The following is a 25,920-nucleotide window of genomic DNA, read 5'->3' as shown; positions in this document are numbered from 1 at the left end:
GCCGCAGGAAGCGGCCCGGTACCCGTACTGACAAACACCACTCTCTGACTCTCCAGCACCTGACACGGGAATACCCGACCCGGGCGAAGCAGACATATCCCATCCCGGCATAACCCCAGCCGGGCATAAAAGACGTTTGCATTTTCCCGGATATCCGTTAACCATTCGGCACAGAAGCGGTGCAACCGGCGTCGCCAGCAGAAAGACCTCGAGAACACGCCGACGCGACGGCGCACAGGACAGGGATTTCATGACGCGACCGCCCACATCAGAAGAAGGGAAGACAATGCCGCAGGGACAGGGTGCGGGCGCAATGGATCGCGCCGCAATGGAGGCCGTCATTGAGGCGCTGCCTGACCTGTTTTTCCTGCTGGACGGAGACGGCAGCGTTGTCCGCTACCGCGCCGGCCAGGCGAGTTATCTCTACACGGCACCGGAAACATTTCTCGGTGTCCGACCGGAAGATGTGCTGCCCGATCGGGTCGCAACCACATTCAAGACAACCATTGAACGCTGCAAAGCCTCCGGAAAGCTGGAGTCCTGTGAGTACCAGCTGCAAATGGCCGAAGGTCCGGTCTGGTTCGAAGCCCGGCTGAAGGTCGCCCCGGACGCGCAGCACATCGTCTGCCTGATACGCGACATCAGCCCGCACCGCAGGGCCCTGGCGCGTCTGGAAATCTACGAGTCCGCCGTTTCCAGCACCCGCGATCAGCTCGCGGTCATCGGCGCTGACTATCGCTATCTGATGATCAACGCGGCCTACGCCGCCTTTCTCGACCTGCCCGAGGCCAGCGTCCGCGGCATGCGCGTCGACGAAGTTCTCGGTGAAGAGCGCCTGAATGGCGGCATTCGCAAGCGACTCGAGCAATGCCTCGCGGGAGAAACCGTCTGCTTCCAGGAGTGGCGGGAAAAGCCCGCTACCGGCGAGAGACTCTACGTCAATGTCCTGTACACGCCATTGCGCCATGGCGATGCGATCACCGGGGTCGTGGTCAGCGGGCATGACATCACGTCTCTGCACGAAGCGCGCAGGAAACTGGAGAGCCTGGCCCACTACGACGCGCTCACCGGCCTGCCCAATCGCGCGGTGATCGACTCGCTGCTGGATGGCAGCCTGAAGCGCGCACGACGCGGGCAGCACCGACTCGCCGTCATGTTCATCGACCTGGACCGCTTCAAGGAAGTGAATGACACACTCGGCCACGCCGCCGGTGATGCCCTGCTTGTCGAGGCAAGCAGACGCATGTCAGCCCTGCTTCGCGACACCGACGCGCTGGCCCGGGTGGGCGGCGATGAGTTTGTGGTGATTCTCGATAATCTGGCAGAGACACGCAGCGCCTCCACGGTAGCCGGCAAGCTGATGCAACGATTGCTGGAACCCTTCGACCTTGACGGTCACCAGGCGACCATCAGCTGCAGTATCGGTATCAGCATCTACCCGGACGACGCCAGTGATCGCTCGCAGCTTCTCAGGTTTGCGGATACCGCCATGTATCGTGCCAAGACCCAGGGTCGCAACGACTGGCGTTTCTACACGCCGGACATGACTGCAAGCGCAACCCGGCATCTCAATGTGGTGGAAGCCTTGCGCCGTGCGCTCACGCTGGGCGTACTGACTCAGGTATACCATCCGCTGATCGATCTCGGTAGCGGTGCCTGCGTTGCCTTCGAGGCACTCGCACGCTGGCACGATCCGGACCTCGGCGATATTGCACCTTCCGAGTTCATCGGCATCGCCGAGCAGTCGGGTCTGGTGCGTCAACTGGACCTGTGGTCGATGCGCATGGCCTGCGAACGCATGCGCGACTGGCTGGATGATGGCATTGCACCCGATTACATCAGCGTCAACTTCAGCGAGGCATCGCTCTCACACGCCGGATTTTACGATGAGCTCAAGGCCATTCTCAGCCTGCTGGATATCCCTGCGAACCGGCTGCAGCTGGAAATGACCGAAGGGGTAGTCCTGCGCAATGACACCGCCACCATCCGCAACCTGCAGCGCATTGCCGCACTGGGCCTGAGACTGGCCGTCGACAACTTCGGCACCGGCTATGCCGCGCTCAGCCAGCTGCGCGCCGTGCCGGTAAAGACCCTGAAAATTGACGGTTCCTTCATTCAGTCGATCAGCCCGGATGCCGATAACGATATCGTTATTGCCAACACCATCATCGCCATGGGCGAGGCTCTGCATATGTCGCTGGTGGCCGGCGGCATCGAGGATGCCCACCAGGCGGACTTCGTGCGCGCGCGCAAGGGGATTCTGGGTCAGGGCTTCTTCTTCGGACAGCCCCTCAGCAGCGATGAAGCGAGCAATCTGATGCGCGAGTCGCGCAAGATGCCCCTGCTGCCAAAGGCCGCATCACCGCGCTGACCCGCCGCCCGGACGGCGTCGTCACAGACATCATGACGACCCGCGGCGGCTGCTCTGCGCCAGATCCAGCAGCTCACGATTGGCCACCGCAAACATGGCAAAATCCGGCGCGGTCGTGCTGTGCAGCTCACCCAGCATATCGCGCCAGCGCGACAGCAGCTGGGCCTCTTCTTTTTCCCAGCGCGAGAGGCAGCCCGCCACATCCAGACCGTCGCACTTCCGGTGCAACACCCCCATGGTCAACGTGCACTGCTGCCACTGCAGGTCCTCGAGATAGGTCTCGCGCGCCATGGCCTGCCACTCATTGTCCACATTCGTCGCCAGTATCTGGCTGCCGAACCAGTCCAGTTCAAGTCGCTCACCGAGGTCAAAGTACAGCTCGGCCACCTCCATAAGCGGTACGCCTGTCTGCGCCGCCGCATCCTGTATCGCCAGACCGGTAAATGCCTGCAGGCCGCCAGCGATCGTCGACGCCAGCGCATCGCTCACGCCCGCCTCGCAATACTGGTCCCGCTGCTGTTGAAAGAGCTGGAGCGCAGGGCCACGCAGCAGTGCCGGCAGAGCGGTGGCCAGCTCACCGATACCCGCGTGAAACTCGCTGATCAGATCACTCGGCCTTAGCTGATGCCGCCGATTGCGCAACAGCCAGCGTGTCGAACGCTTGACCAGTCGCACGATATTGACCGTCATCTCGAGCTGTATGCGCGCATCAACGCTGTAGTCCAGCGCCTCCATATCCGACCAGGTTGCGGGTACCGAGAAAATTTCCAGGGCGGCGATATAGGCCCGCGCGACATCATCCACGGTTGCCCCCGTCGCCTTCTGCTGGCGCGGCACAAAATTCAGCCCCATGCGGTTGACGATGTCGTTCGCGAGCTGGGTGCACATGATTTCACGGTGCAGTCGGTGCTCGTCCACCTCCTCCGGGTAGCGCTCCACTAGCTGGGCCGGGAATGCCGTGGCAACGGCCAGCGCAAGGATGGGATCACCGCCAAGCGCAGAGGCGATGAGCTGCTCCTTGAGGATGGCCTTGCTGTAGGACACGAGAATGGCCAGCTCCGGGCGGGTGAGCTGCTTGCCGTGCACGTGGCGGTCGGCCAGCTCATCGTCCGAGGGCAGGAACTCGAGCTCGCGATCCAGCTTGCCGCTGTCCTCGAGTTGCGCGATCAGCCGCCGGTACTCGCCGCCCCGGGACCGAGCCTCGAACTCCGCCAGACTGATGGCCTGCACCTGCCGGTAATTGTTCAGCAGCACCAGCCGGGCAACGCTTTCGGTCATGGTCTCCAGCAGCTCATTGCGGTGCCTGGCCGTCAGCTCCCCGCGGCGCACCACGGTATCCAGCAGAATCTTGATGTTTACCTCGTGGTCGGAACAGTCCACGCCACCGGCGTTGTCGATGAAATCGGTGTTGGAACGTCCGCCGGCAAGGCCGTATTCGATTCTCCCCAGCTGGGTCATGCCGAGGTTGCCGCCCTCACCGATGACCCGACAGCGCAGCTCCCTGCCGTTCACCCGCAGGCTGTCGTTGGTCTTGTCGCCGACATCCGTGTGTGCCTCGCGACTGGATTTGACGTAGGTGCCGATACCGCCATTCCACAGCAGATCCACGCGGGCCTTGAGCAGGTAGTTGATCAGTTCCGCGGGCGTGACCCGCGCCACCGGAATATCGAAGCGGGCACGCATCTGCGGCGATACGGTGATCGACTTTGCCTGACGACTGAAAATGCCACCGCCCTTTGAAATCAGTTCGGCGTTGTAGTCCTCCCAGCTCGATCGCGGCAGCCGGAACAGACGCTCACGCTCGACAAAGCTTGCCGCCGCGTCCGGCTCGGGATCGATAAAGATATGCAGGTGGTTGAAGGCCGCCACCAGCCGGATATGCGGTGACAACAGCATGCCATTGCCGAATACGTCCCCCGCCATATCACCGATACCGACGACAGTGAAGTCGGTGGTCGCGACGTTGATGCCCAGCTCCCGGAAGTGACGCTCCACCGATACCCAGGCACCGCGTGCGGTGATTCCCATTTTCTTGTGGTCGTAGCCAACGCTGCCCCCGGACGCAAACGCATCGCCCAGCCAGAAATCGTATTCCTCTGCCAGCGCGTTGGCGATGTCAGAAAATGACGCGGTGCCCTTGTCCGCTGCAACCACGAGGTAGGGGTCCTCGTCATCCTTGGCCACCACATGCTGCGGTCGCACGATGCCGTCACCCACCCGGTTGTCGGTGATATCGAGCAGGCCGCGGATAAACGTCCGGTAGCATTCCACGCCCTCGGTCTGCACCTCATCCCGACTCATGTCGGGACTCAGTCGCTTGGCCACGAAGCCACCCTTGGCGCCGACCGGCACGATCACCGCGTTCTTCACCTGCTGGGCCTTGACCAGCCCAAGAACCTCGGTGCGGAAGTCCTCAAGACGATCGGACCAGCGTAGACCGCCGCGCGCCACCTTGCCGCCGCGCAGATGCACCCCTTCCAGGCGTGGGGAGTAAACGTAGATCTCGTACAGCGGCACGGGCCGCGGCATGTCCGCAATGTCTCCCGGGGCGAGCTTGAAGGAGAAATAAGGCTTGAGATCCCCACGCGCATCCGGCTGGAAGAAATTGGTGCGCCGGGTCGCCTTGATGACCTGCACAAACTGCCGGATGATGCGGTCCTGACCAAGGTTCTGAACCCGATCCAGACCAGTGGAAATGCGTTCTTCCACCGCGGCCTCGCGCTGTGCGCGCCAGTCGTCGTCGCCGTCGAACACCGGCGAGAACCGGGTCAGGAACAGTTCGACAATGCCTGCCGACAGATGCAGGTGATCGGCCATGGTCTCGGCGATATAGCTGAGACTGTAGGGAAAATTGATCTGGCGCATGTAGCACGCGTAGGCCCGGAGCAGGGCAATTTCCCGCCAGCTCAGCCGGGTGCCTAGCAGCATGCGATTGAAGCTGTCGCTCTCAGCCTCGCCAAACCAGATGCGCGCAAATGCATCCTCGAACTCGGCCTTGACCTCGTCCAGATCGATATTCTGGGCCAGCGAGTAGATCAGCGAAAACTCCTGTATCCAGTACACCCCGTCCGTGCGTGTCCGCACCGGATAGGCGCGCTCCGTCACCACCCGCAGGCCGAGGTTCTCGAGAATCGGCAGCACGTCGGACAGTGGCAGCGGGTGCTCCGCGCTGTACAGCCGCAGCTTGAGGTGGTCATCCGGCTCCTCAAGCAGTCGGTAGAGCCGCATTCCCAGCGCCCTGCCCCGCTGCACCGCCAGCAGCTCGTGCATGTCCATCACGCCCACCCGCGGGTCGAAGTCGTCGCGATAGCCCGGGGAGAAACCATCGCCAATTTCGCGCATGAGGCGTTCGCCCTCCTCATCCCCGAATTCCTCGACCAGACGACCTCGCAGCCGGTCCTCCCATGCCAGTGTCGCCTGCACTATCTGCTCCTCTATTTCGTTGACATCACAGCGCTGTTCCTTTGCCGGATCGACCCGAAGGACAAAATGCACCCGAACCAGAATGGATTCGCTGAACTGCGTGGTGAATTCGGATTCCTCGGCACCGAAAGCCTCGGTGAGAATGCTTTGGATGCGACGACGCTGGTAGGTGGTATAGCGGTCGCGGGGCATGTAAACCAGACAGCTGAAAAATTTGCCGTGGGTATCGCGGCGCACGAACAGCCGTGTCTGCCGCCGCTCCTGTATACGATTGATCGCGCTGGCGGTCTCGAACAGGCGCGTGACGCTCGACTGGAACAGCTCGTCTCTCGGGAACAGCTCGAGCACACGGATAAGCTCGCGCCCGTCATGTTCATTCTTGTCCAGACCGGACAAGGCCAGCGCGCCGCTGACCTTGTCCCGCAGTACCGGGATCAGAGCGGGATTCATGTTGTAGACGGCCGCCGTGTAGAGACCGAGAAAGCGGTGCTGTCCGATCAGAACGCCATCGTCATCGAACACCTTGACTTCCACATAGTCGGGGTAGGCCTGGCGATGCACGCGCGAGCGCGTGCGCGACTTGCCGAAACTCAGCACGGTCTCCCTGAGGCCGGCAGGACCGGTCTCGCGGATGTCGCTCTCCAGCTCGAGCGCCCCCCGCGTGTCGCGCTGACGCAGAATACCAAGGTGACTGTCGAGCTCACTGGTCACGGCACACTCGGCACCGGCGCTCTCGACGTGCAGGTATTCGTAGCCGAGGAAGGTCATGTGATCGTGCCTGAGCCAGGACAGGAAGGCCTCTGTTTCTGCCCGCTCCTGCTGCGGCATCCAGACATTGGCTTCGACGCCGGCCTGCGCCGCTTCCAGCCGTTCCCGCATGGCCGCAAAATCGTCGACAACGTGCGCGACGTCCGAAAGAATTCCCTGTATCGCCTTTTCAAGATCAGCAAGGTCTGCGAAATTGGAATGTCGGGTAATCTCGAAATACAGCAGGCTCTCGTGCGAGAGTTCTTCGTCTTCACAATCGCGCCCCGTTACCTCCAGCAGCTTGCCACTGGCGTCGCGCCGGGTGGTCAGGTTGCAGCTGGCGAGCGTATGAATGTTAATGCCCCGTTGGTTGATCTCGCCGCGCACCGAGGCCGTGCAGAACGGCATATCCCGGCAGAGAATGGCGATGACCGTGGCTGTGCTCTCCCACCCGTGCCGGTCCATGTGCGGATTGAAAATGCGCACGCGGGGCTTGCGGGTATCGAGCACTCGCATGAAGTGCAGCAGACCATAAAGACAGCCATACAGGTTTTCCGCGGAACGCCCGCGCATGTCCTCCGCCGGAAAGCGGCTGTAAAAGGCGGCAGCCAGATTCCCCAGCGAACTCGCCACACTCCTGTCCGCCCGTTGCTCAATCCGCCGCGCAAGATCCTCCAGCAGACTGTTCTTGAGCTTTTCCCACGCCATTTCGGCCCCCGCTTCTGACAACAGATTTTCAACCGCGCCACCCACTGGTGACGTGTGCACAGTCTATCCCATGCGGGCCTTGCTTTGATCCCCGTGACAGGAACTTTCGCGGCAGGTCCTGGTCCGATTGTGCGCCGGGCACGACGGTTTGGCGAGACACAGCGCCTGCGCTAGACTGTCGCGCACTTGCCTGCAAACCCTAATGCGAAAACCACTCAGAGGAGACAGCGTGTCCGCCGCGACCCTTCAGTCATTGCAGTCCTGGCTCGACAGTCAGGTCATCGGGCAGAGCCACCTGGTAGAGCGCATGCTGATTGCCCTGCTTGCCGACGGACACCTTCTTGTCGAGGGTGCACCCGGTCTTGCCAAGACCCGCGCCATCAAGTGTCTCGGAGAGGGGCTTGAGGGCAGTTTCCACCGCGTGCAGTTCACGCCCGACCTGCTGCCGGGTGACATTACCGGCACCGAGATCTACCGCCCCCAGGAGGGTGGCTTCCATTTCCAGCGCGGACCCATTTTCAACAATCTTGTGCTCGCCGACGAAATCAACCGGGCGCCGGCAAAGGTGCAGTCTGCGCTGCTCGAAGCCATGGCGGAGCGCCAGGTCAGCGTCGGCAGTGAAACCTATTCACTGCCCGGCCTGTTCATGGTCATGGCGACGCAGAATCCGATTGAACAGGAAGGCACCTACCCGCTGCCCGAGGCGCAGCTGGACCGCTTCCTCCTGCATGTGAACGTTGACTACCCCGACGCGGAGGCCGAAACCGCTATCCTGCGGTTGACCCGGCGCGAGGCCAGGGAAACAGCGCCCGCGCCGGCGCCGCAAATTGAGCAGGAAACGGTGTTTGCCGCGCGCGGCGAACTGCTCACGCTGCATATGGCAGAGAGCGTGGAGCGGTATATCGTCCAGCTGGTCATGGCGACGCGGCAGCCCGGGCACTACAGCACCGAGCTGGCGCAGTGGATCAGCTACGGCGCCAGCCCTCGCGCGACCATCGCCCTTGATCGCTGCGCGCGCGCCCACGCCTGGCTGCGTGGCGCTGACTTCGTGGCCCCCGATGACGTGCAGGCGGTGGTCGCAGACGTCATGCGGCACCGTCTGCTGCTGACCTTCGAGGCAGAGGCCAACGGGGTCACGCCCGACCGGGTCATCAGCGAGATCGTAGCCCACGTCCCGGTCGCCTAGGCGCACACGCATGCCAGCCGAGGATTTCAACCGACCCGCGCATGGCGCCTATGCCGAACTTGAGGCACTGATCGCCCTGCGCTTTCCGGCGCGGCAGATCGACATCCGCAAACGCCGGCGGGCACTCAGCAAGATGAGCGGCGGTAACCGGGCAAACGCGCGCGGTCGCGGCATCGATTTCGACGAGGTCCGCAGCTACCAGCCGGGAGATGACATACGCGCCATTGACTGGCGGGTGACCGCGCGCACCGGTGCGGCACACACCAAGCTGTATCACGAAGAGCGGGAGCGCCCGGTCCTGATCGCAGTGGATCAGCGCGCCGGCATGTTTTTCGGCTCGCGGCACTGCTTCAAGTCAGTGCTTGCCGCACATCTTGGCGCCCTCATCACCTGGAGTGCGCTGAACTGCGGCGAGCGCATTGGCGGCGTTGTCTTCAGCGATGACGGCCACCGCGATATCCGCCCGCGGCGCAGCCGAAAAACCGCACTGGGGCTGCTCTCCACGGTGGTCGAATTCAACCGGCAATTGCAGGCCCCCGGCGTCGATGGTGGCGAGGGGTTCTCGGACCTGCTCGCCATATGCCGGCGCATCGCGCGTCCAGGCGCCAGCCTCGTGATCATCAGCGACTTCAATGGCCTGCTGCAGCAGCGGGCACAGGAGCACCTGTTCCAGCTAAGCCGCCATGTCGAACTCACCGCACTGCACTGCACCGATGCGCTCGAGCAGCAGCTGCCGCCGCCGGGAGATTACGTCGTTACTGATGGCCTGCAGCGCAGCACCCTCTCCACCGGTGCCAATACCCTGCGCAGCAGCTACGCACGCGAGTCCAGTGAGTACCAGGCCGCCATCACCGACGCACTGCGGCGCGTCGGTGCGCCCTGTCGCCGGGTCACCACCGATGAATCTCCGTTTCAGGTCCTGCGCGACCTCTACGGCGGCGTCAGCGCATGACGCCACAGGATCCCCTGCAGGCGCTGCACCCGCTGCGCGAGCCCGCTCCGATAGGCTGGTGGCCGCCGGCACCGGGCTGGTGGTTTCTCGCTGCTCTCTGCCTGGGTCTGCTGACAGCACTCGCTGTCTGGGGCTGGCGTCGGTACCAGCGCAACCGCTATCGTCGCCAGGCGATCACTGAACTTGAGGCACTGGGCGCGGACCTACTCCCGGACAACGAGCGTGTGCAGCAGATCAACGCGGTACTCAAGCGCGCGGCACTGATGGCCTACAGCGCAACCCGGGTGGCGCCGCTTGGCGGCGACGACTGGATCCGGTTTCTCGACGCCACCCTGCCGCACAAGCGCCGGGCCTTTGCCGGCATCGACGGCGACATTCTCTACACGCCGGAACCATCACCAGCGACTGCCGAGGCATTTGCCAAAGCGGCCGCCATCTGGGTGCGTCATCATCAGCGGGAGATCGCGGATGCTTGAGGTGCTCTGGCCCTGGGTGGCCCTGCTCCTGCCACTGCCGCTCCTGGCGCGCCGTGTGCTGCCCGCTGCGGGCCAGGCCCAGGCGCCGGCATTGCGCATTCCTTTTTTCCGCCGCTGGCAGTCCCTGTCCGAGCAGGCCGTTGCTGTCAGCGGCGTGAATCGTCGCCTGCCTGCCGTTCTGCTCTGGCTGTGCTGGGTGCTGCTCCTGATGGCGCTATCGCGACCCACCTGGATCGGCGAGCCGGTGCAGCTCCCCGACAGCGGCAGGGACCTGATGCTGGCTGTCGACATCTCTGGCAGCATGCGCGTAGAAGACATGCTGGTTGCCGACACGCCCGTGCGACGCATTGACGCTGTAAAGGCGGTGGCCACCGACTTCCTGCGGCGGCGCAGTGGCGATCGCGTCGGCCTCATTCTGTTTGGCAGCAATGCCTACGTACAGTCACCGCTGAGTTTTGATACCGCCACCGTCGAACGTTTTCTCAACGAGGCACAGATCGGCTTCGCCGGCCAGGAGACCGCCATTGGTGACGCCATCGGTCTCGCGGTCAAGCGACTGCGCGAGCGACCGACCGACAGCCGGGTCCTGATTGTCCTGACCGACGGTCAGGATACCGCGAGCACGGTCGATCCGCTCGAGGCGGCGGCACTCGCAGCGTCTCTGGACATCCGCATACACACGATCGGTATCGGCGCTGACAGCATGGTCGTGCCCGGCGTCCTCGGCTCGCGCTTCGGCAACCGCCAGGTCAACCCCTCGGCAGACCTTGACGAAGACACCATGCGAGCCATTGCCGGGCGCACCGGCGGTCGCTACTTCCGGGCACGTGATCCCCAGGACCTGGTGCAGATCTACCAGACCATCGATCGCCTCGAGCCCGTGGAGGTCAGCACGGCAACCTATCGGCCACGCCGTTCGCTGGTGCACATCCCCCTGCTGGTGGCACTGGCGCTCAGCGCGGGGCTGGTACTGTTCGGCAGCGGCAGTGCAATCCGGCGCCAGGCCGCGGGCGGGAGTCCCGGATGATGGAATTTCTGTCAGACCTGCACCTTCTGCGGCCACACTGGCTCTGGCTCCTTGCGCCCGTCGCACTCCTGGTGTGGTGGCTGGCGCGGCGCCGTGAAGATGTCGGCAGCTGGCAGGGGGTTATCGCCCCGGAACTGCTGCCCTACCTTATCGAAGGCACGGCGACCCGTCGCCGGCGCGGCTGGCTGCCGCTGCTGGCACTGGGCTGGACTGTGGCCGTACTGGCAGCGACCGGACCGAGCTGGCAGAAGCTGCCGCAGCCCGTTCTGCAGAAACAGGATGCCCTGGTGCTGGTGCTGGATCTGAGCTATTCCATGTGGGCACAGGACCTGCCTCCCTCGCGGATCGAAGGTGCCCGGCGCAAGCTGCTGGACCTGCTCGACCTGCGTGAAGAAGGACAGACCGCACTCATCGCCTTCGCCGGCGATGCACACGTGGTGACGCCCCTGACCGACGACCATCCGACCATCGCCAACCTGCTACCGGCCCTGGACCCGGGAATGATGCCGCTTCCCGGCAGTGAGCCTGCCGCTGCCATCGAAGCGGCAACGCAGCTGCTGCGGTCGGCAGGGGTTCCCCGGGGCCGTATTCTGCTGGTCACCGATGGACTGAGTGACCGTGATTCCGAGGCCATTCGCGACGCACTGGCCGACAGTGGCGCCCGCCTGAGCATACTCGGCGTCGGCACGGCGGAAGGCGCACCGATCCCTCTCCCCGGCGGCGGCTTCCTCAAGGACGAGGATGGTGCCATCGTCATGCCAAAACTGCCGGCAACTCCCCTGCGCGCGCTCGCAGCCAGCGCGGGAGGGGATTACCGCGGCATTACCGTGGACCTGTCGGACCTTGACGATCTGCTGGCAGCCGCGGCTGATCCCCTCGACGCGGAGGCCCGCGAAATCGAGCGCCAGGCTGACACCTGGGCTGACATGGCACACTGGTTCGCGCTGCCACTGCTGCCGCTGTTACTCGTGGCGTTCCGCCGCAGCGCTGTCTACACCCTGATTCCCCTGCTGGTGCTGTTACCCAGCGAACCGACCCGGGCCGATCTGTGGAGTGACCTCTGGCTGACAAAGGATCAGCAGGCGGCACGTGCATTGGCTGCCGGTGAGCCGGAGAAAGCCGCCGAGACCTTCGTCGACCCCGACTGGCGCGGGAGCGCTGCCTATCAGGCCGGTGACTTCGCCGATGCGGCGCAGAGTTTCATGCAGCAGGACACGGCGGACAGCTGGTATAACCGCGGTAACGCACTGGCAAGGCAGGGCGAGCTAGATGCCGCCATGGAGGCCTACCGCGAATCGCTGCAGCGCGACCCCGGACGGGAAGACGCGAAGGACAACCTGGAACTGGTGGAAGCGATGAAACGCCAGCAGGAGCAGGAACAGCAGAATCAGGACCCGAGCGACACAGACCCGCAGGAAGACGGTGATGACGCGGGTCAGGATTCGGCGGCTGACGACAATTCCGGCGATAGCGCTCAGGACAGCGCGGACTCGCCCGGAGAACAGCAGTCGGGTGACGGCGCTGCGCAGACGCCACCCGGCGATGATCCGACCGAGGATACAACGTCACAACAGGACGCAGACAGCGACCCGACAGCGGGGAATGACAATCAGGATGCCGAAGGCGACCCCGGTGACGCCGCTGAATCCCGCGAGCTGCCGAGCGCCGAGATCGATACGGCATCGTCCCTTGCCGAGTCGCTGGAGCGCGATCAGGCCATGCAGCAGTGGCTGCGACGGGTGCCGGATGACCCGGCGGGACTGCTGCGCGAGAAATTCCGCTACGAAAGCCGCAAGCGACAGCGCAAGGGCGATGACAGGAGGGGCAATGACGACGTGTGGTAAGCGGTTCCCGGCCTGGCTGGCAGTGATCTGGCTGCTGCCAGCGCTGGCGCTGGCAGACCTGACGGCAACAATAGACCGCACGCAGGTCAGATTGGGAGACAGCCTGCAGCTGACGCTCTCCTCGGACGGTGTCACCGACCCAGCGACGGCAGATCTGTCGCCCCTGGCGCGCGACTTCGAGATTCTGCAGCAGTCCAGCCGCAGCAGCACTCAGATTGTCAACGGCACAACCACGCGGGAGAAAGCGCTGGTGATAGAGCTGGTGCCGCGGCGCGCTGGCGAGCTGGAAATACCCGCGCTTTTTGCCGGCGGAGAACGCACGCAACCCATACCGCTGCAGGTGTCGGAAGCGACCGGCGGCCCGGCGAGCGACGAGCAGGTTGTCTTCACCGCCAGTGTCGACAGCGACTCGGTGTACGTGCAGCAGCAGGTCATACTGACGCTCACCCTGCAGCAGGGGATTGCCCTGGACGACCGCAGCGTCACCGAACTGAAGCTGGATGATGCCTACGTCAAGGCGCTCGGCCAGAACTCCTACCAGCGCAGCAGCGGCGGACGGCGCTGGCTGGTGCATGAGATACGCTACGCGATCTTCCCCGAACAGAGCGGGACGCTCACCATTCCCGCGCAGACCTTTGCCGGCCGTGCGCGGCAGGGATCCCGCAGTCTGTTCGATCTGGACAGCGGGCCGCGCATCAGCCGCAACAGCGAAGCCATTACTCTCGAGGTAAAGCCGAGACCCTCGTCTTTTCCCGGCAGCACGTGGCTGCCCGCCAGCAGTCTCGAGATCGAGGAAAGCTGGTCCCGGGAACCTGACGGTCTGGCCACCGGCGATTCCGTGACGCGAACCGTTACCGTTACCGGCGAGGGTCTGCAGGGAGCGCAGCTGCCGCCGCTGGAATTTCCCGACACACAGGGACTCAAGTATTACCCGGACAAACCCAGCATCGAGGAAGCCGAAACCGACACCGGCGTCATCGGACTGCGCACCGACAGCGCAGCCCTGGTGCCGGTCAGGCCGGGCGTCTACCGCATACCCGAGGTTCGCATTCCCTGGTGGGACACGGTCGAGGACCGCCTGCGCTACGCGGTTCTTCCCGGCAGGGAGATCTCCGTCGATACCGCCGCAGGCGATAGCGCCGACAGCTCCCCTACGGAAGCACCGCGCGCACAGGCAGCCCCGGGCGAGAATGGCCGTCAGCCGGCCCTGACGCAGGGCAGTAATAATCGATGGGCATGGATCAGCGGTGTGCTCGCCCTTTGCTGGCTGCTGACCGCAGCAGCGCTCGGTCGGATGGTATGGCAACGCCGACAGCGCGAACCCGAACCAGCCGCCACTGCGCCGGCGCCGCGTGAGCCCGCGGCCTGGAAACAGCTCCAGGCCGCCTGCGCCGCCGGTCGTCCGGGCCCTGCGCGGGAGGCGCTGCGCCGCTGGCTGCAGACCCTGCCGCCACCGGCGTCCTCGCAGACCCCGTTAGCCTTCGCCGCCAGCCTGCAGGACAGTGTTCTGCACGGCGCAGTCGGCGACCTGGACAGGGCGCTGTACGGGATTTCGGGGAAACCCGACGCCTGGGACGGTAACGCCCTGCTCTTGGCAGCGGCGTCGGCGCGCCAGCGCTACCTGAAAGGCAGCGAAGCAGCTGACGCACACAGAACTGCCTCGCTGCCGTCGCTGTACCCGGGCGGATAACGCGCGGCCAGCGAGTGCCGCGCGGGCCCGTTCGTCAGGCGAGGCTTTTGCTGACGACCTCGTAGACGTCTGGCGAGAGATCGGGCAAGGCCGCAAGGCGCTGCAGCTCCTCGCGCATCGCATCACGTCCCGCCGGGTAATTGCGCCACTTTGTCAGCGGCACGAGCAGGCGCGCTGCCATCTGAGGATTGCGACGGTTCAGGATTTCCACGATGCCGCCGAGAAAACCATAGCCGGCACCGTCGGCCCGATGAAAACCGGTGGGATTTCCCGAGGCAAAGGCACCAACGACAGCCCGCACCTTGTTCGGGTTATCCAGCGTGAAGGCGGGATGCTCCATCAGCGCCCGCACCCGCTCGAGTGAATCGCCGACCGTCAGCATGGCCTGCAGCTGCAGCCACTGGTTGACCACCAGGGTCTCGTGGGACCAGTCGTCATAAAAGCGCTGCAGCGCCGATTCACGCTGCGAGGCCTCGCCATACTGCGCCAGGATCTGCAGCGCCGCCAGTCGATCCGTAAGGTTATCCGCCGCCTCAAGCTGAGTCGCGGCCAGAGCGACCTGGGCCTCACCCAGCGTCGCCAGATAGGACAGACAGACGTTGGCCAGCGTCCGCCGGCCAATCTGCTCGCCGACCGGCGCGTACTCCTCGCTCACCCGGCATCGCCGGTAGACGCCCGCGAGCTCGTCGCCCAGTGCCCCGGCGATGGCGCCGCGGGCGTGCTCACGCGCCGCATGAATTCCCTCGACGTCCGCACCGCCGGCGTGACTGGCCAGCTCCGCCAGGGTGTTTTCTCCCGGTAATGCCAGCATCGCGGCGGCAACCGCGGGCTCGAGCTGTTCGTCGCGCAACAGCCCCCCCAGCGCGTCCACCAGCAGGGGATCCAGCGCCAGTGCCTCACCGTCCCGGCGCTGGGTCTGCAGATTGCCCAGCGCCTGTACCATCAACTGCTGACCCGCATCCCAGCGCGCGAAGCCGTCGCCGTCGCGCATCATGAGGGCACACAGGTCCTCGCGGGAGAAGTCGTAGCGCACGCGCACCGGGGCGGAGAAGCCTCGCAGCAGCGAAGGCACGGGTTTTTCCGGCACGTCGGTGAACAGGAAGGACTGCTCTGCCGCATTCACCTCGAGCACCCGGTGCGTGTTGTCCGCTAGCTCGCTCCCGGCGGGCTCACCCTGCAGCTGCAGACGCAGATTGCCGGCGTCACCAAGCAGCCCCATGGCCAGCGGAATGACCAGGGGCAGCTTGTCGGGCTGGCCGGGCGTTGCCGGGCAGGACTGGGTCACGTGCAGGGCAAAAGTGCGCGCGTCGGCGTCGTATTCCCCGCTGATGGCAAGTTCGGGTGTTCCCGCCTGGGAGTACCAGCGCCGGAACTGCGACAGGTCGACGCCGGAGCTGTCCTGCATGGCATCGACAAAATCATCACAGGTCACGGCCTGGCCGTCGTGGCGTTCGAAATACAGGTCGGAGCCCGCGCGAAAGCGCTCGGGACCCAGCAAGGTGTGGATCATCCGCACCACCGCCGCGCCCTTCTCGTAAACCGTGAGCGTGTAGAAATTGGAAATCTCGATAAAAGAGTCCGGGCGCACGGGATGCGCCATGGGGCCACCATCCTCCGCGAACTGTGCGGTGCGCAGCAGGGTTGCGTCCTCGATGCGCTTGAGATCCCGGGCACCGCGGTCGGCGGAGAACTCGGCATCGCGAAAGACCGTGAAGCCCTCTTTCAGGCTGAGCTGGAACCAGTCGCGGCAGGTAACGCGGTTGCCGGACCAGTTGTGGAAATACTCGTGGGCCACAATGGACTCGACGCGCTCAAAGCCGACATCTGTCGTCGTCTCCGGGCTCGCAAGAATGCAGGAAGTATTGAAGATATTGAGGCTCTTGTTTTCCATCGCCCCCATGTTGAAATCGTCGACCGCCACGATATTGAAAATATCCAGGTCGTACTCGCGGCCATAAACTTCCTCGTCCCAACGCATCGCATGCTTGAGAGACTGCATGGCGTGATCGCACTTGCCGAGATCCTTCTCCTCCACATAGATCCGCAGCACAACGCTGCGACCGCTCATCGTGGTGAAGGTATCCTCGACACGGGCAAGGTCCCCCGCCACCAGTGCGAACAGATACGCCGGCTTGGGGAAGGGATCCTCCCAGACAACGCGGTGGCGTGCATCGGCCAGCCCGGACTGCGCCGTGCGGTTACCATTGCTGAGCAGAACCGGGTAGCGTTCGAGATCGGCGTCGATAGTGACGGAAAACACCGACATGACGTCCGGTCGATCGAGAAAATAGGTGATCTTGCGGAAGCCCTCGGCCTCGCACTGAGTGCAGAACATGGCGCGGGACTTGTACAGCCCCTCCAGCGCCGTGTTGTCCTGCGGACGGATGCGGGTTGTGGTCTGCAGCTCAACCGTCTCGGCAAGCCCTGTCAGGGTCAGGGACGCGTCGTCCACGGCATACTCACCGTCGACGAGCGCCCTGCCGTTCAGCGCGATGGCCAGCAGTTCAAGATCCTCGCCGTGCAGGCGCAGGGAGGTCGCGGATGAGCCCGGTCGTCGAGCCAGGCGCAGCGTGGCGTGCACCAGGGCGAACTCCTCATGCAGCTCAAAATGCAGGCGGGTTTCCGGGATCAGGTACTCCGGCGGCTGGTAGTTCTTGAGGTAGATGGCCTTTGGCTGGGCATCGCGCATGGGTGTCAGGTCTCCGTGGTCGCAGTCAGTTGCAGGCGGTAGCCGGCATATTTACGCATGTTGATGACGCCGGTATCAAAGATCAGGTACTGACCCTTGATGCCGAGCAGCGTGCCACCGACATCTGGCGTCTTGTCAAGGTTGAAGGACTTCACCTTCACCGGGTAGGTCAGCACCGGGTAGCTGATGGTCGTTTCCACAGCGTCGGGCAGGGGCTGTATGGCGGCAATGCCATGGGCCGCCTGCAGCGCTGCAATTTCGGTTGCACACTGGTCCATCAGGGCATCCCGGGCGGCCGACAGGTCGTGTACGTCGCCCGGCCCCTTGAGCATGGCCTGCCAGTGGGTCTTGTCGGCAACGTGTCGGGCAAACAGCGTTTCCACCAGGCCCGACTGCAGCCGATTGCTGACCCGGAATACCGGCAGCGCCTGGGTCGCGCCCTGGTCCATCCAGCGTGTTGGCACCTGCGTGCCGCGGGTGATACCGACCTTGATGCCGGAGGTATTGGCAAGATACACCACGTGATCGATCATGCAGTTCGCCTCACCCCACTGGGGCTCACGACAGGTACCGGCAAAGAAGTGACAGGTCTCCGGCTTGACGATACAGCTGTCGCAGCGCGCCAGTCGCTTGAAGCAGGGGTAGCAATAGCCCTGGCTGAAACTCTTCGAGGTCTTGCGATCACAGTGGATGCAGTGGATATCACCTAAAAAGGACAGCTGCAGCGAGCGACCGATCCACGCGTTGAGCGGGGTTTCGACGTCGCCCAGTGGCAGCCGGTACTGTACGACATCTGCCAGCTCCGTGCGCATTTTGCGCACACCACCGGCGGCCAGCGGCGCATTACTCATCGCCGCGGGCTCTTTTGTCCGGGTTGTCTTTCTCCTGCCATCGCAGTGGCTGGTCGCTGACAGCGCCGGGCGGTTTGCCGCCCCCTTTGCGGCCGCGGTCGATAAAACCGACGCGCTCCTCCGGTGGCAGATTACGCTCACCCCAGGCGATGATGGCTGACAGACAGTGCTCTCGCTGCACCGCAGTCACTTCCCTGCCATCCGGCCACCTGCCGGTCTCGACAGCGCGCTTCAGGCGCTCGTAAACATCAGGGTTCAGGCTGCCGACAAGCTTGTCGTATTCATCCATGCGCTGTCCGTATCGTTGTTCAGGGTGGCAGAGTATAGCGGCCCGGATCAGGCTTTGCCGACCCGGTGGGAGGCGTATCCGGCAATCGCCCCCAGCACCCCACCGGCCAGCAGACCGCCGACGTGCGCCGCGTTGGCGACCGCGCCAAAACCGAGCACTTCAATGACGCCGAACAGGCAGATCAGCAGCCAGCCGATCATGAACAGCATGAGTCCCGGGGGCGGCGCAAACTGCCAGCGCGGCTGCAGGCGGGCGGCAACCCAGCTGAAACCGAGAAGGCCGTATACCACTCCGGACATGCCGCCGAAAATACTCGGTCCGCCAGCGGCAAACTGGCTGCTGTTGGAGATAACAGCGATGGCAAGAAACAGCAGCAGGAGCCATCGGCTGCCCAGTGTGCGCTCTATGCGGTGACCGAACTCCCAGGTCCACAGCGCATTGAACACGATGTGCAGCCAGCTGAAGTGCAGGAAGACCGGCGTCACCAGGCGCCAGTACTCACCGTTCATCGGCGTAAACGAAGGGCCAGCGCGCCCGAGGTTGAAGGGCAGATAGGTCAGTCCCGATACCCAGCGCAGGGGCATGTTCAGATACACCAGGAAAAACCCGACGATAGACAGCAGCAGCAGGCCGGCTGTAACCGGCACTGGCCTCAGGGCTGCAAGAAGATCTCCCATACTCACTCCACCAATGCGTTGCTCCAGTGCAGTTTGTCCCTGCAGCTGGCATAAAAACTGTGTCCGACAGGATGCAGCAGCGTCAACCGCTCAGGCTTCTTGCGGATGACCACGGCGTCGCCGGGTCGCGCCGTCATGTTGACCTGGCCATCGCAGGTGACCGGGGGATGGATGCGGTTGCGGGCGAGCACATCGAGGCGGATCTCGCTGCTGCCCTGCACCACGATTGGCCGGCTGCTCAGTGCATGCGGGAACATGGGCACCAGTACAATCGCGTCGAGAGAAGGATGCATGATGGGGCCGCCTCCGGACAGGGCGTAGGCGGTGGACCCGGTCGGGGTCGAGACGATCAGGCCATCCGCCCGCTGACGGTAGACGAATTCGCCATCGATGGACAGCTCGAACTCGATCATCTGTGCCGAGGTACCGGAGTTGACAACCACATCGTTGAGCGCATCGGCATGGGCAATGCTTTTGCCATCACGTTCCACCGATACGTCGAGCAGAAAGCGGTTCTCCTCGGTATACGCACCATCGAGAACCGCAGGAACCTGCTCTGACAGTTCATCGGGACTGATATCCGTGAGAAAACCCAGGCGACCACGGTTGATGCCCAGAACGGGCGTGTTGTATCGCGCCAGCGTGCGCGCCGCGCTCAGCAGGCTGCCATCACCGCCAATGACGATGACCAGGTCCGCGCGCTCGCCGATCTCGTCCCGGGACAGCAGGGGGCAATCCTCTGTGGCAACGGCACCCAGGCGGTCCTCCAGCATGACCGTGATACCGCGCGCGCGAAGCAGCGCAATCAGCTCATCCACGACCGTCTGCAAACCCTCTTGACGACTGCGCCCGACGAGGCCGACACGCTGAAACCTTTCTGTCATGCACTGCACTCCCAAAACCGATGCCGAGTATACCTGCCATGACGTCCCGAACCCATGACGCCCGCCTCCGTCGCCTGCCCGTGATAGTCTGACGAACCGGCATTCAAAGGAGACACGATTGAACGTCCTTGAACGGCTTGCACACCCTGTGGTGCGCGACCTGGCGTGGGCAGTCTTTTCCGATGACCTGATCCTCGCCGGGTCCATCGGCTCAGCGCAGCATTCGCTGCACAGCTGCGGGTTGTCAAAGCTGACGCCGGCACGCAAGGCCTGGCTGCTGGAGCTCGATCAATCGCCAGAGGCTCTGCTCGATCAGGTCCGCGCGGCTCGTGACCAGCGCCTCGGCCTCTACTTCGAATCGCTCTGGCATTTCTTCCTCGACAGTGACCCGGCCGCAGAGCTGCTGGCGCATAATCTGCCGGTTCGCGAGGGCGGCCGCACGGTGGGGGAATTCGACTGTCTTTACCACTGTCGCAACAGTGGCCAGGTGGTTCACCTTGAGCTGGCAGTCAAGTTCTATCTTTACACCGGCGCGGAGAGCGGCGGCACCGGCGACGGACGCGCCGACTGGCTCGGCCCAGGGCGTCGCGACCGGCTGGACCGGAAACTGGATCATCTGGCCACGCGCCAGACCCGCCTCGCCGACGAGAGCGCCGCACGACGCCTGCTGGAGTCGCGCGGACTCATGCCAGCGCGCCGGGAAGTGGTGGTAAAGGGACGTCTGTTTCGCCGGCCTGACCAGCCATGCCTGCCACCGCCAGGTTTCAATCCCGCACAGGCCTTGCTGAGTTGGGGTAGCCCTGACACGCTGACTGTCCAGCTTGCCGACAAACACGCCAAGTACACGCGTGTTCTGCCTCGCCAGTGCTGGCTGTCGCCACTGCAGCTGTCCGAAGCCCCACTCTCCGGTCTGCTGCCCCCGGAAGGGCAGGATCGTTGCGCCGCACTGCAGACACAGCTGGCAGGTAGCAACCGTCCAGTGCTGGTGGCCTCACTGGACAGTGAGTACCGGGAGCTTCAGCGTTTCTTTGTGGCCCCGACCGGGTGGCCCGGAGACGCGAACCGCTGACGCGACCGCCGCCTGGTATCAGGAGAGCCCAACATTGTTCTTTTTCAGCACCTGCTCCGCGCGATAGCTGGAGCGGACCATGACGCCGGACACCACCTCGAGAAAGCCGCGCTCAAGACCCCACTCCCGGTAAGTGGCAAACGCCTCGGGCGTGACGTAGCGGTCGATGGGATAATGGTGTGGTGTCGGCTGCAGATACTGACCGAAGGTGACAATGTCGACATTGGCTGCGCGAAGGTCATCCAGGGCTTCGCAGATTTCGTCGTCGCTTTCACCGAGCCCCAGCATCAGACTCGTCTTGGTAAGCACATCAGGACGGCAGGCCTTGGCGTGCGCCAGCACCTCGAGGGTCTGCTCGTAGCTGGCGCGCGGATCCCGCACGGGATGCGTCAGGCGACGCACCGTTTCCATGTTCTGGGCAAAGACCTCGATACCGGAATTGACGACGGTCTCCACATCCTGCAGAACGCCGAGGAAATCCGGCGTGAGGGCCTCGACCGCCGTGTCGGGATTGAGTGCCTTCACTTCGCGTACGCAGGCGGCATAGTGTGCGGCTCCGCCATCCGCCAGGTCATCGCGATTGACCGACGTCAGCACCACGTACTTAAGACCCATCAACTGTACCGACTGCGCCGTTTTCAATGGCTCCTGTTCATCCAGCCAGCCGCGGGGGTTGCCCGTATTCACGGCGCAGAAGCGACAGGCGCGGGTACAGACATCTCCCATCAACATGATGGTTGCGGTGCCGGCACTCCAGCACTCGCTCATGTTGGGGCACTTCGCCTCCTCGCAGACTGTCGCCAGTCCGTGCTCGTGAACAATGCCTTTGACCTTGTCGTAGACAGGGCCGCCATGAATGCGGGTACGCAGCCACTTGGGTTTTGCGAGCCGCTGCGACTGGGAGGCCGAGGCCTTGATGCCGTCCTTGATCACGCGCATGCCCCGCGGATTTACAAATTTCTCGCCGCTCGTGACGTTCACAACCGGGATCAAGGGTACCTCACTCATGGTGGCTCCTGTCGCTGAAGAATTTCAGGCGCCGTATTATATCGGAAACCTACCCACGCCACAGGACGACGGCATTGGCTGTCGGCCAGACCGCAACGGCGATCAGGGTCGTCCCGGAACGAGGTGGCAGGCGGCCAGCTGGTTACCGCCAATATCGAGTAGCGTCGGCGTCTGGCGCGAACAGCGCTCCTCGGCAACGGGGCAGCGCGGATGAAAGCTGCAGCCCGAAGGCGGGTTGATTGGCGACGGCACGTCGCCATGCAGGACCTGACGCTGCACGCGGCGATGCGGGTCGGGCACGGGGATGGCAGCGATCAGACTCTGGCTGTAGGGATGTCGTGCCTGGTGGTAAATGGTCTCGCTGGCAGCGGTCTCGACAATCTTGCCGAGGTACATGATGGCCACCCGATCGGACACGTGCTTCACCACCGCCAGATCATGGGCAATGAACAGGTAGGACAGCTTGAACTCCCGCTGCAGATCCACCAGCAGGTTGAGAATCTGGCTCTGGATGGACACATCCAGCGCCGATACCGGCTCGTCGCAGATCACCAGCTTCGGATTCAGCGCGATGGCCCGCGCGATGCCGATCCGCTGGCGCTGGCCGCCGGAAAACTCGAACGGATAACGACTCGCCGAGCGCGCCGGCAAACCGACGGTATTCAGCAGCTCCGCCACCCGCTTCTGCCGCCATGGCCGGCCACCCAGCTTCTGGACAATAAAGGGCTCTTCCAGGATGTCGCCCACCGTATGCCGCGAATTCAGCGACTCCATGGGGTCCTGGAAAATCATCTGGATATCCCGACGCAGCGGCCGCAGGGTGCGATCCGGCAGATGCGTAATGTCCTGGCCGTTGAAGCGGATGCTGCCGCCCGTGGGCCTGTACAGCCGCGCAACGCAGCGTCCCAGCGTGGATTTGCCGCAACCGGATTCACCCACCAGACCGAGGGTTTCCCCGGGACCGATGCTGAACGACACACCATCGACGGCCCGGTTGAAGGTCCTGGCGCGCAGCAGCAGACCCTCCCGCACGGGGAAGTGCATGCAGAGATTATCGACCTCGAGCAGTGCTTCGTTCACAGGTCCCGCCAGCGGCTGCAGCTGACCCGATGTCCGGCGGCGACCTGTTCTGACGGCGGTGGCGCCGCACGACAGGCCTCGAGGGCATGGGGACAGCGATTCTCGAAGCGACAGCCCGACGGCAGGTCATGCAGGCCGGGCACCATGCCCTCGATAACGCCGAGACGGGATTTCGGTTCGCTGTCCAGGCGCGGGATGGCATGCAGCAGGCCGCGGCTGTAGGGGTGGGCCGGACGATCGAAGATATCGAACACGGAACCGCTCTCGGCAACCTTGCCCGCGTACATCACCACAACCTCACTGCAGGTCTCTGCAATCACACCCAGATCGTGGGTGATCATGACTACCGCCATGCCCATCTCTGCCTGCAGATCCTTGATCAGCTCGAGAATCTGCGCCTGGATGGTGACGTCCAGCGCCGTGGTCGGCTCGTCCGCAATCAACAGTGCGGGTCGACAGGCCAGCGCCATGGCGATGACAACCCGCTGGCGCATGCCCCCGGACAGCTGGTGGGGATACTCACCAAGGCGCACGTCCGGCGAGGGAATCCCGACCCGGTCGAGCAGTTCCGCCGCCTCGCGAAGGGCGTTTTCGGGCCTGCAGACGCCGTGCAGCAGCATGCCCTCGGTAAGCTGGCGGCCGATGGTGTGGACCGGATTGAGCGCGGTCATGGGTTCCTGAAAAACCATGCCGATCTGCCGACCCCGAACTTTCTCCATGTCGGGAATGGACAGCTGCGCGAGATCACGATTCTGGAAACGGATCGCACCGCCGGCAATGCGACCCATGGGCTGGGGCAGCAGGCGCATGATGGACAGCGCCGTAACGCTCTTGCCACAGCCGGACTCGCCGACAATACCGAGCGTGGTCCCGGCGTCAACGCTGAAGCTGACGCCGTCAACCGCGCGCACCAGTCCCTCGTCGGTGGCGAACTCGGTGACCAGATTGTCGACCGCCAGCAAGGTCACCGGCGGCTTACTCTGCCCAACGGTCATGGACCGTGATAGAGGGTTCGAAGGTCTCTCCCGCCTGCCGCGCCGCCTCGGTTTCCTGCTTCAGGTCGTTATCAATCCAGTGCACGAAGAGATCCCCCGCGCTCGCCGCATGCCGGTGGGAGAAGCCCTCGGGGTAGCGCACCCAGCGCCAGTAGCCCGTGCGGAAAAAGCCCTGATAAAAGCCCGGAACAAACGAGGCGTGCTCATGGTGCAGCTCGATCATGCGATGGGACAGCGCGATCATTTCGTCACCGTCGGTCGATGCCCGATAACGCTCGATCAGTTCGTCCATCTCCTGCAGGGCAAACACCTCAAGGTTATTGGTCTGGGTCTTGAGCTGTCGGTCAGGATTTACGCTGCCGTCCTCGAGGAACGCACGGTCCCAGGCGTTATCCGAGTGATAGTGCTCCCAGAATCGGGGATAGGCTTCCATGAAGCGTCCGAACGCCGTGAAAAAGATCTCGTGCTGCTTTTCCTGCACCTTTTTCCAGCCAACGGTGCTGTCGAGGATCTCCAGACGCAGATCCAGCCCCGCCTTGGCCGCTTCCTGACGCAGAATCGTGAGGACATCGCGCAGGTTTTCATAGCCGGTAGACAGCATGAAGGACAGCTTCTGCCCGGCATCGTTCATCAATATGCCATCGGCGTCGCGGCGAGTGAAACCCGCCCGGGCAAAAGCGGCCTGCGCCTTGGTAATATCGAACTCGCGCGCCGTCAGGGTCGGGTGGGAATACTCGCCAAAGCCGTCGTTGGCCGTGCTGAGCCTGTCGTTGTCGCCGCGAAAAAATTTCTCGAGCACCATTTCCCAGTTGGTGGCATGGGCAATCCCCACACGGATATCCCGATCCTGCAGCAGGGGCTGCGCAGTGTTGATCCACAGACCGAACGGCGGACGCGGCCGCTGGTTGTAGAACGTGCTCTTGTGGATGTAGCCCGCCTGCACGTCGGGATCGGAATCGGGCAGCTTCTCGTACCAGTACTCGGCCAGATTGAGGCCGAATTGGTCAATGTCCCCGCGCTTGAAGGCCTCGAACATTTTCGCCGTGTCACGAATAACGCTGAACTGAATGCGATCGGGGTTGAAGCGATAGCGGAAATGCTTCTTGTCCCGGGCCCACCAGTTTTCCAGCCTGGTCAGGGCAATGGAGCGACCCTTGCGGACGTCCTGGTCCCGGACAACATAGGCACCCGAGGTAGGCTCGAACTTCCACTGGTAGCGCTCGGTGAAATCGTCACCCATCTCCCGGTAAAAGTGCTGCGGGACAGGTCCCAGCAGGAGCCCCCGCTCATCCATGTCGGGCTTCTGCTCCGCCATGGTGATGGAGATGGTGTGGTCATCATAGCGGGAGATATTGGTGTAGGTCGTGCTGTAAAAATTGTTGTACCAGGGGGCCATGATGTAGGGCGAGCGGTAGAACCAGAACATGAACAGGTAGTCATCCGCGGTGATGCGCTCGCCATCGGACCAGGTTGCCGCCGGGTCCAGCTTTGCGTAGACCGTGTTGTTGTCCCAGTCCACCGCCCAGGCCTCCGCCAGACCCGGGAAGAGTTCCAGCGTGTCCGGGTGCTGATGGGCCAGGCCCATCCCCACGTTGTCCAGCAGATAAGGACGAAAACTGCCGTTGGAATCTGGCCCGACCGTGCGCAGCGTGCGCGGAAAATCCTGCAGGGCGGCATACTGGGTACCGCCTTTTTTCGCCTGCGGCGAGCCGATCTCCGGAAGATGGTCATTGCGGGTCCACTGCAGGTCCGGCGGCAGATCGTCGGGCGTTCTGAAGCCGAAGAAATCCGGGTTCGCCGCGTAGAAAGCTTCCACTTCCGCGGTGACACCGGCGCCCGCTGCCTCCGTCGACGCGCCCGATCCGGCGCCGTCACCGCCGGAATCACCGCAGCCGCCGAGCAAAAGCAGGAAACCGGCTACGAATAGCGCGGACAGTGTCTCTCTCATGGCAAT

18 protein-coding genes are annotated in these 25,920 nt (G+C 63.7%); 8 read left to right on the top strand and 10 right to left on the bottom strand.

Features of this window, described 5'->3' with window-relative positions:
- Window positions 1–250 precede the first annotated feature (250 nt).
- Window positions 251–2,371: a putative bifunctional diguanylate cyclase/phosphodiesterase gene (locus EV688_RS09580; RefSeq protein WP_117317653.1), complete on the top strand. Its 2,121-nt coding sequence runs from the start codon at window positions 251–253 to the stop codon at window positions 2,369–2,371.
- A 30-nt stretch (window positions 2,372–2,401) separates the two neighbouring features.
- Here the strand turns inward: EV688_RS09580 and EV688_RS09575 are convergent, their stop codons facing one another.
- A complete protein-coding gene (locus EV688_RS09575) occupies window positions 2,402–7,309 on the bottom strand; it encodes an NAD-glutamate dehydrogenase (protein ID WP_240624347.1) in 4,908 nt (1,635 codons plus the stop codon).
- A gap of 169 nt (window positions 7,310–7,478) precedes the next feature.
- Between EV688_RS09575 and EV688_RS09570 the strand changes: the two genes are divergently transcribed.
- From EV688_RS09570 to EV688_RS09545, 6 genes are read left to right on the top strand one after another with little or no spacing between them, the layout of a single operon-like run.
- A complete protein-coding gene (locus tag EV688_RS09570; protein ID WP_117317651.1) occupies window positions 7,479–8,435 on the top strand; it encodes an AAA family ATPase in 957 nt (318 codons plus the stop codon).
- A 10-nt stretch (window positions 8,436–8,445) separates the two neighbouring features.
- Window positions 8,446–9,387, top strand: a complete 942-nt coding sequence (locus tag EV688_RS09565; protein WP_117317649.1) for a DUF58 domain-containing protein — start codon at window positions 8,446–8,448, stop codon at window positions 9,385–9,387.
- Window positions 9,384–9,863 carry a DUF4381 domain-containing protein gene (locus EV688_RS09560; protein ID WP_117317647.1) on the top strand — a complete coding sequence of 160 codons (480 nt, stop codon included), beginning with the start codon at window positions 9,384–9,386 and terminating at the stop codon, window positions 9,861–9,863. Before EV688_RS09565 ends, EV688_RS09560 begins: the two co-directional genes overlap by 4 nt.
- Complete coding sequence (locus EV688_RS09555; protein WP_117317645.1) at window positions 9,856–10,890, top strand: VWA domain-containing protein; 1,035 nt, start codon at window positions 9,856–9,858, stop codon at window positions 10,888–10,890. Before EV688_RS09560 ends, EV688_RS09555 begins: the two co-directional genes overlap by 8 nt.
- Entirely contained in the window at window positions 10,887–12,734 is a 1,848-nt protein-coding gene (locus EV688_RS09550) for a vWA domain-containing protein (RefSeq protein ID WP_117317643.1), read from the top strand. The genes EV688_RS09555 and EV688_RS09550 overlap by 4 nt, the downstream gene beginning before the upstream one ends.
- Window positions 12,718–14,424: a BatD family protein gene (locus tag EV688_RS09545; protein ID WP_162883900.1), complete on the top strand. Its 1,707-nt coding sequence runs from the start codon at window positions 12,718–12,720 to the stop codon at window positions 14,422–14,424. Before EV688_RS09550 ends, EV688_RS09545 begins: the two co-directional genes overlap by 17 nt.
- A 34-nt stretch (window positions 14,425–14,458) precedes the next feature.
- On the opposite strand, the gene pepN is transcribed toward EV688_RS09545, so the two are convergent.
- Genes pepN through EV688_RS09520 form a run of 5 tightly spaced genes read right to left on the bottom strand, consistent with a single transcriptional unit; the run spans window position 14,459 to window position 19,814 of the window.
- Window positions 14,459–17,113 (bottom strand): aminopeptidase N, encoded by a 2,655-nt coding sequence (gene pepN / locus EV688_RS09540; RefSeq protein WP_117317639.1) that lies wholly within the window; start codon window positions 17,111–17,113, stop codon window positions 14,459–14,461.
- Window positions 17,114–17,118: 5 nt separating this feature from the next.
- Entirely contained in the window at window positions 17,119–17,964 is an 846-nt protein-coding gene (locus EV688_RS09535) for a DUF2797 domain-containing protein (RefSeq protein ID WP_240624346.1), read from the bottom strand.
- Complete coding sequence (locus tag EV688_RS09530) at window positions 17,957–18,253, bottom strand: YeaC family protein (RefSeq protein ID WP_117317637.1); 297 nt, start codon at window positions 18,251–18,253, stop codon at window positions 17,957–17,959. The genes EV688_RS09535 and EV688_RS09530 overlap by 8 nt, the downstream gene beginning before the upstream one ends.
- 47 nt (window positions 18,254–18,300) lie before the next feature.
- Complete coding sequence (locus EV688_RS09525; RefSeq protein WP_117317635.1) at window positions 18,301–18,930, bottom strand: rhomboid family intramembrane serine protease; 630 nt, start codon at window positions 18,928–18,930, stop codon at window positions 18,301–18,303.
- Window positions 18,931–18,932: 2 nt separating this feature from the next.
- Entirely contained in the window at window positions 18,933–19,814 is an 882-nt protein-coding gene (locus EV688_RS09520; RefSeq protein ID WP_117317633.1) for an NAD(+) kinase, read from the bottom strand.
- 118 nt (window positions 19,815–19,932) lie between these two features.
- Between EV688_RS09520 and EV688_RS09515 the strand changes: the two genes are divergently transcribed.
- Window positions 19,933–20,883 (top strand): DUF1853 family protein, encoded by a 951-nt coding sequence (locus EV688_RS09515; RefSeq protein WP_162883899.1) that lies wholly within the window; start codon window positions 19,933–19,935, stop codon window positions 20,881–20,883.
- A gap of 18 nt (window positions 20,884–20,901) precedes the next feature.
- On the opposite strand, the gene lipA is transcribed toward EV688_RS09515, so the two are convergent.
- The 4 genes from lipA to EV688_RS09495 all read right to left on the bottom strand — a co-directional run bounded on the left by lipA (window position 20,902) and on the right by EV688_RS09495 (window position 25,914).
- The gene (lipA, locus tag EV688_RS09510; protein ID WP_117317629.1) at window positions 20,902–21,891 is read right to left on the bottom strand and encodes a lipoyl synthase; all 990 of its coding nucleotides are present in this window, start codon (window positions 21,889–21,891) and stop codon (window positions 20,902–20,904) included.
- A 102-nt stretch (window positions 21,892–21,993) separates the two neighbouring features.
- Window positions 21,994–22,971 carry an ABC transporter ATP-binding protein gene (locus EV688_RS09505; protein ID WP_240624345.1) on the bottom strand — a complete coding sequence of 326 codons (978 nt, stop codon included), beginning with the start codon at window positions 22,969–22,971 and terminating at the stop codon, window positions 21,994–21,996.
- Entirely contained in the window at window positions 22,968–23,939 is a 972-nt protein-coding gene (locus EV688_RS09500; RefSeq protein ID WP_240624344.1) for an ABC transporter ATP-binding protein, read from the bottom strand. Before EV688_RS09500 ends, EV688_RS09505 begins: the two co-directional genes overlap by 4 nt.
- A 7-nt stretch (window positions 23,940–23,946) precedes the next feature.
- On the bottom strand, window positions 23,947–25,914 hold the full coding sequence (locus tag EV688_RS09495) for an extracellular solute-binding protein (RefSeq protein ID WP_117317625.1): 1,968 nt from the start codon (window positions 25,912–25,914) through the stop codon (window positions 23,947–23,949).
- Between the last annotated feature and the right edge of the window lie 6 nt (window positions 25,915–25,920).

Origin of the sequence: Chromatocurvus halotolerans (assembly GCF_004340525.1) — a bacterium.
Lineage (GTDB): Bacteria > Pseudomonadota > Gammaproteobacteria > Pseudomonadales > Halieaceae > Chromatocurvus > Chromatocurvus halotolerans.
This window is presented reverse-complemented; position numbering and strand designations above follow the sequence as displayed.

Bases quoted from the DNA above. Each gene is read 5' to 3' on its own strand.
- pepN (WP_117317639.1), bottom strand. From the start codon at position 17,113: ATGCGCGATGCCCAGCCAAAGGCCATCTACCTCAAGAACTACCAGCCG.
- EV688_RS09565 (WP_117317649.1), top strand. From the start codon at position 8,446: ATGCCAGCCGAGGATTTCAACCGACCCGCGCATGGCGCCTATGCCGAA.
- EV688_RS09580 (WP_117317653.1), top strand. From the start codon at position 251: ATGACGCGACCGCCCACATCAGAAGAAGGGAAGACAATGCCGCAGGGA.
- EV688_RS09495 (WP_117317625.1), bottom strand. From the start codon at position 25,914: ATGAGAGAGACACTGTCCGCGCTATTCGTAGCCGGTTTCCTGCTTTTG.
- EV688_RS09530 (WP_117317637.1), bottom strand. From the start codon at position 18,253: ATGGATGAATACGACAAGCTTGTCGGCAGCCTGAACCCTGATGTTTAC.
- EV688_RS09535 (WP_240624346.1), bottom strand. From the start codon at position 17,964: ATGAGTAATGCGCCGCTGGCCGCCGGTGGTGTGCGCAAAATGCGCACG.
- EV688_RS09555 (WP_117317645.1), top strand. From the start codon at position 9,856: ATGCTTGAGGTGCTCTGGCCCTGGGTGGCCCTGCTCCTGCCACTGCCG.
- EV688_RS09560 (WP_117317647.1), top strand. From the start codon at position 9,384: ATGACGCCACAGGATCCCCTGCAGGCGCTGCACCCGCTGCGCGAGCCC.
- EV688_RS09550 (WP_117317643.1), top strand. From the start codon at position 10,887: ATGATGGAATTTCTGTCAGACCTGCACCTTCTGCGGCCACACTGGCTC.
- lipA (WP_117317629.1), bottom strand. From the start codon at position 21,891: ATGAGTGAGGTACCCTTGATCCCGGTTGTGAACGTCACGAGCGGCGAG.
- EV688_RS09520 (WP_117317633.1), bottom strand. From the start codon at position 19,814: ATGACAGAAAGGTTTCAGCGTGTCGGCCTCGTCGGGCGCAGTCGTCAA.
- EV688_RS09545 (WP_162883900.1), top strand. From the start codon at position 12,718: ATGACGACGTGTGGTAAGCGGTTCCCGGCCTGGCTGGCAGTGATCTGG.
- EV688_RS09525 (WP_117317635.1), bottom strand. From the start codon at position 18,930: ATGGGAGATCTTCTTGCAGCCCTGAGGCCAGTGCCGGTTACAGCCGGC.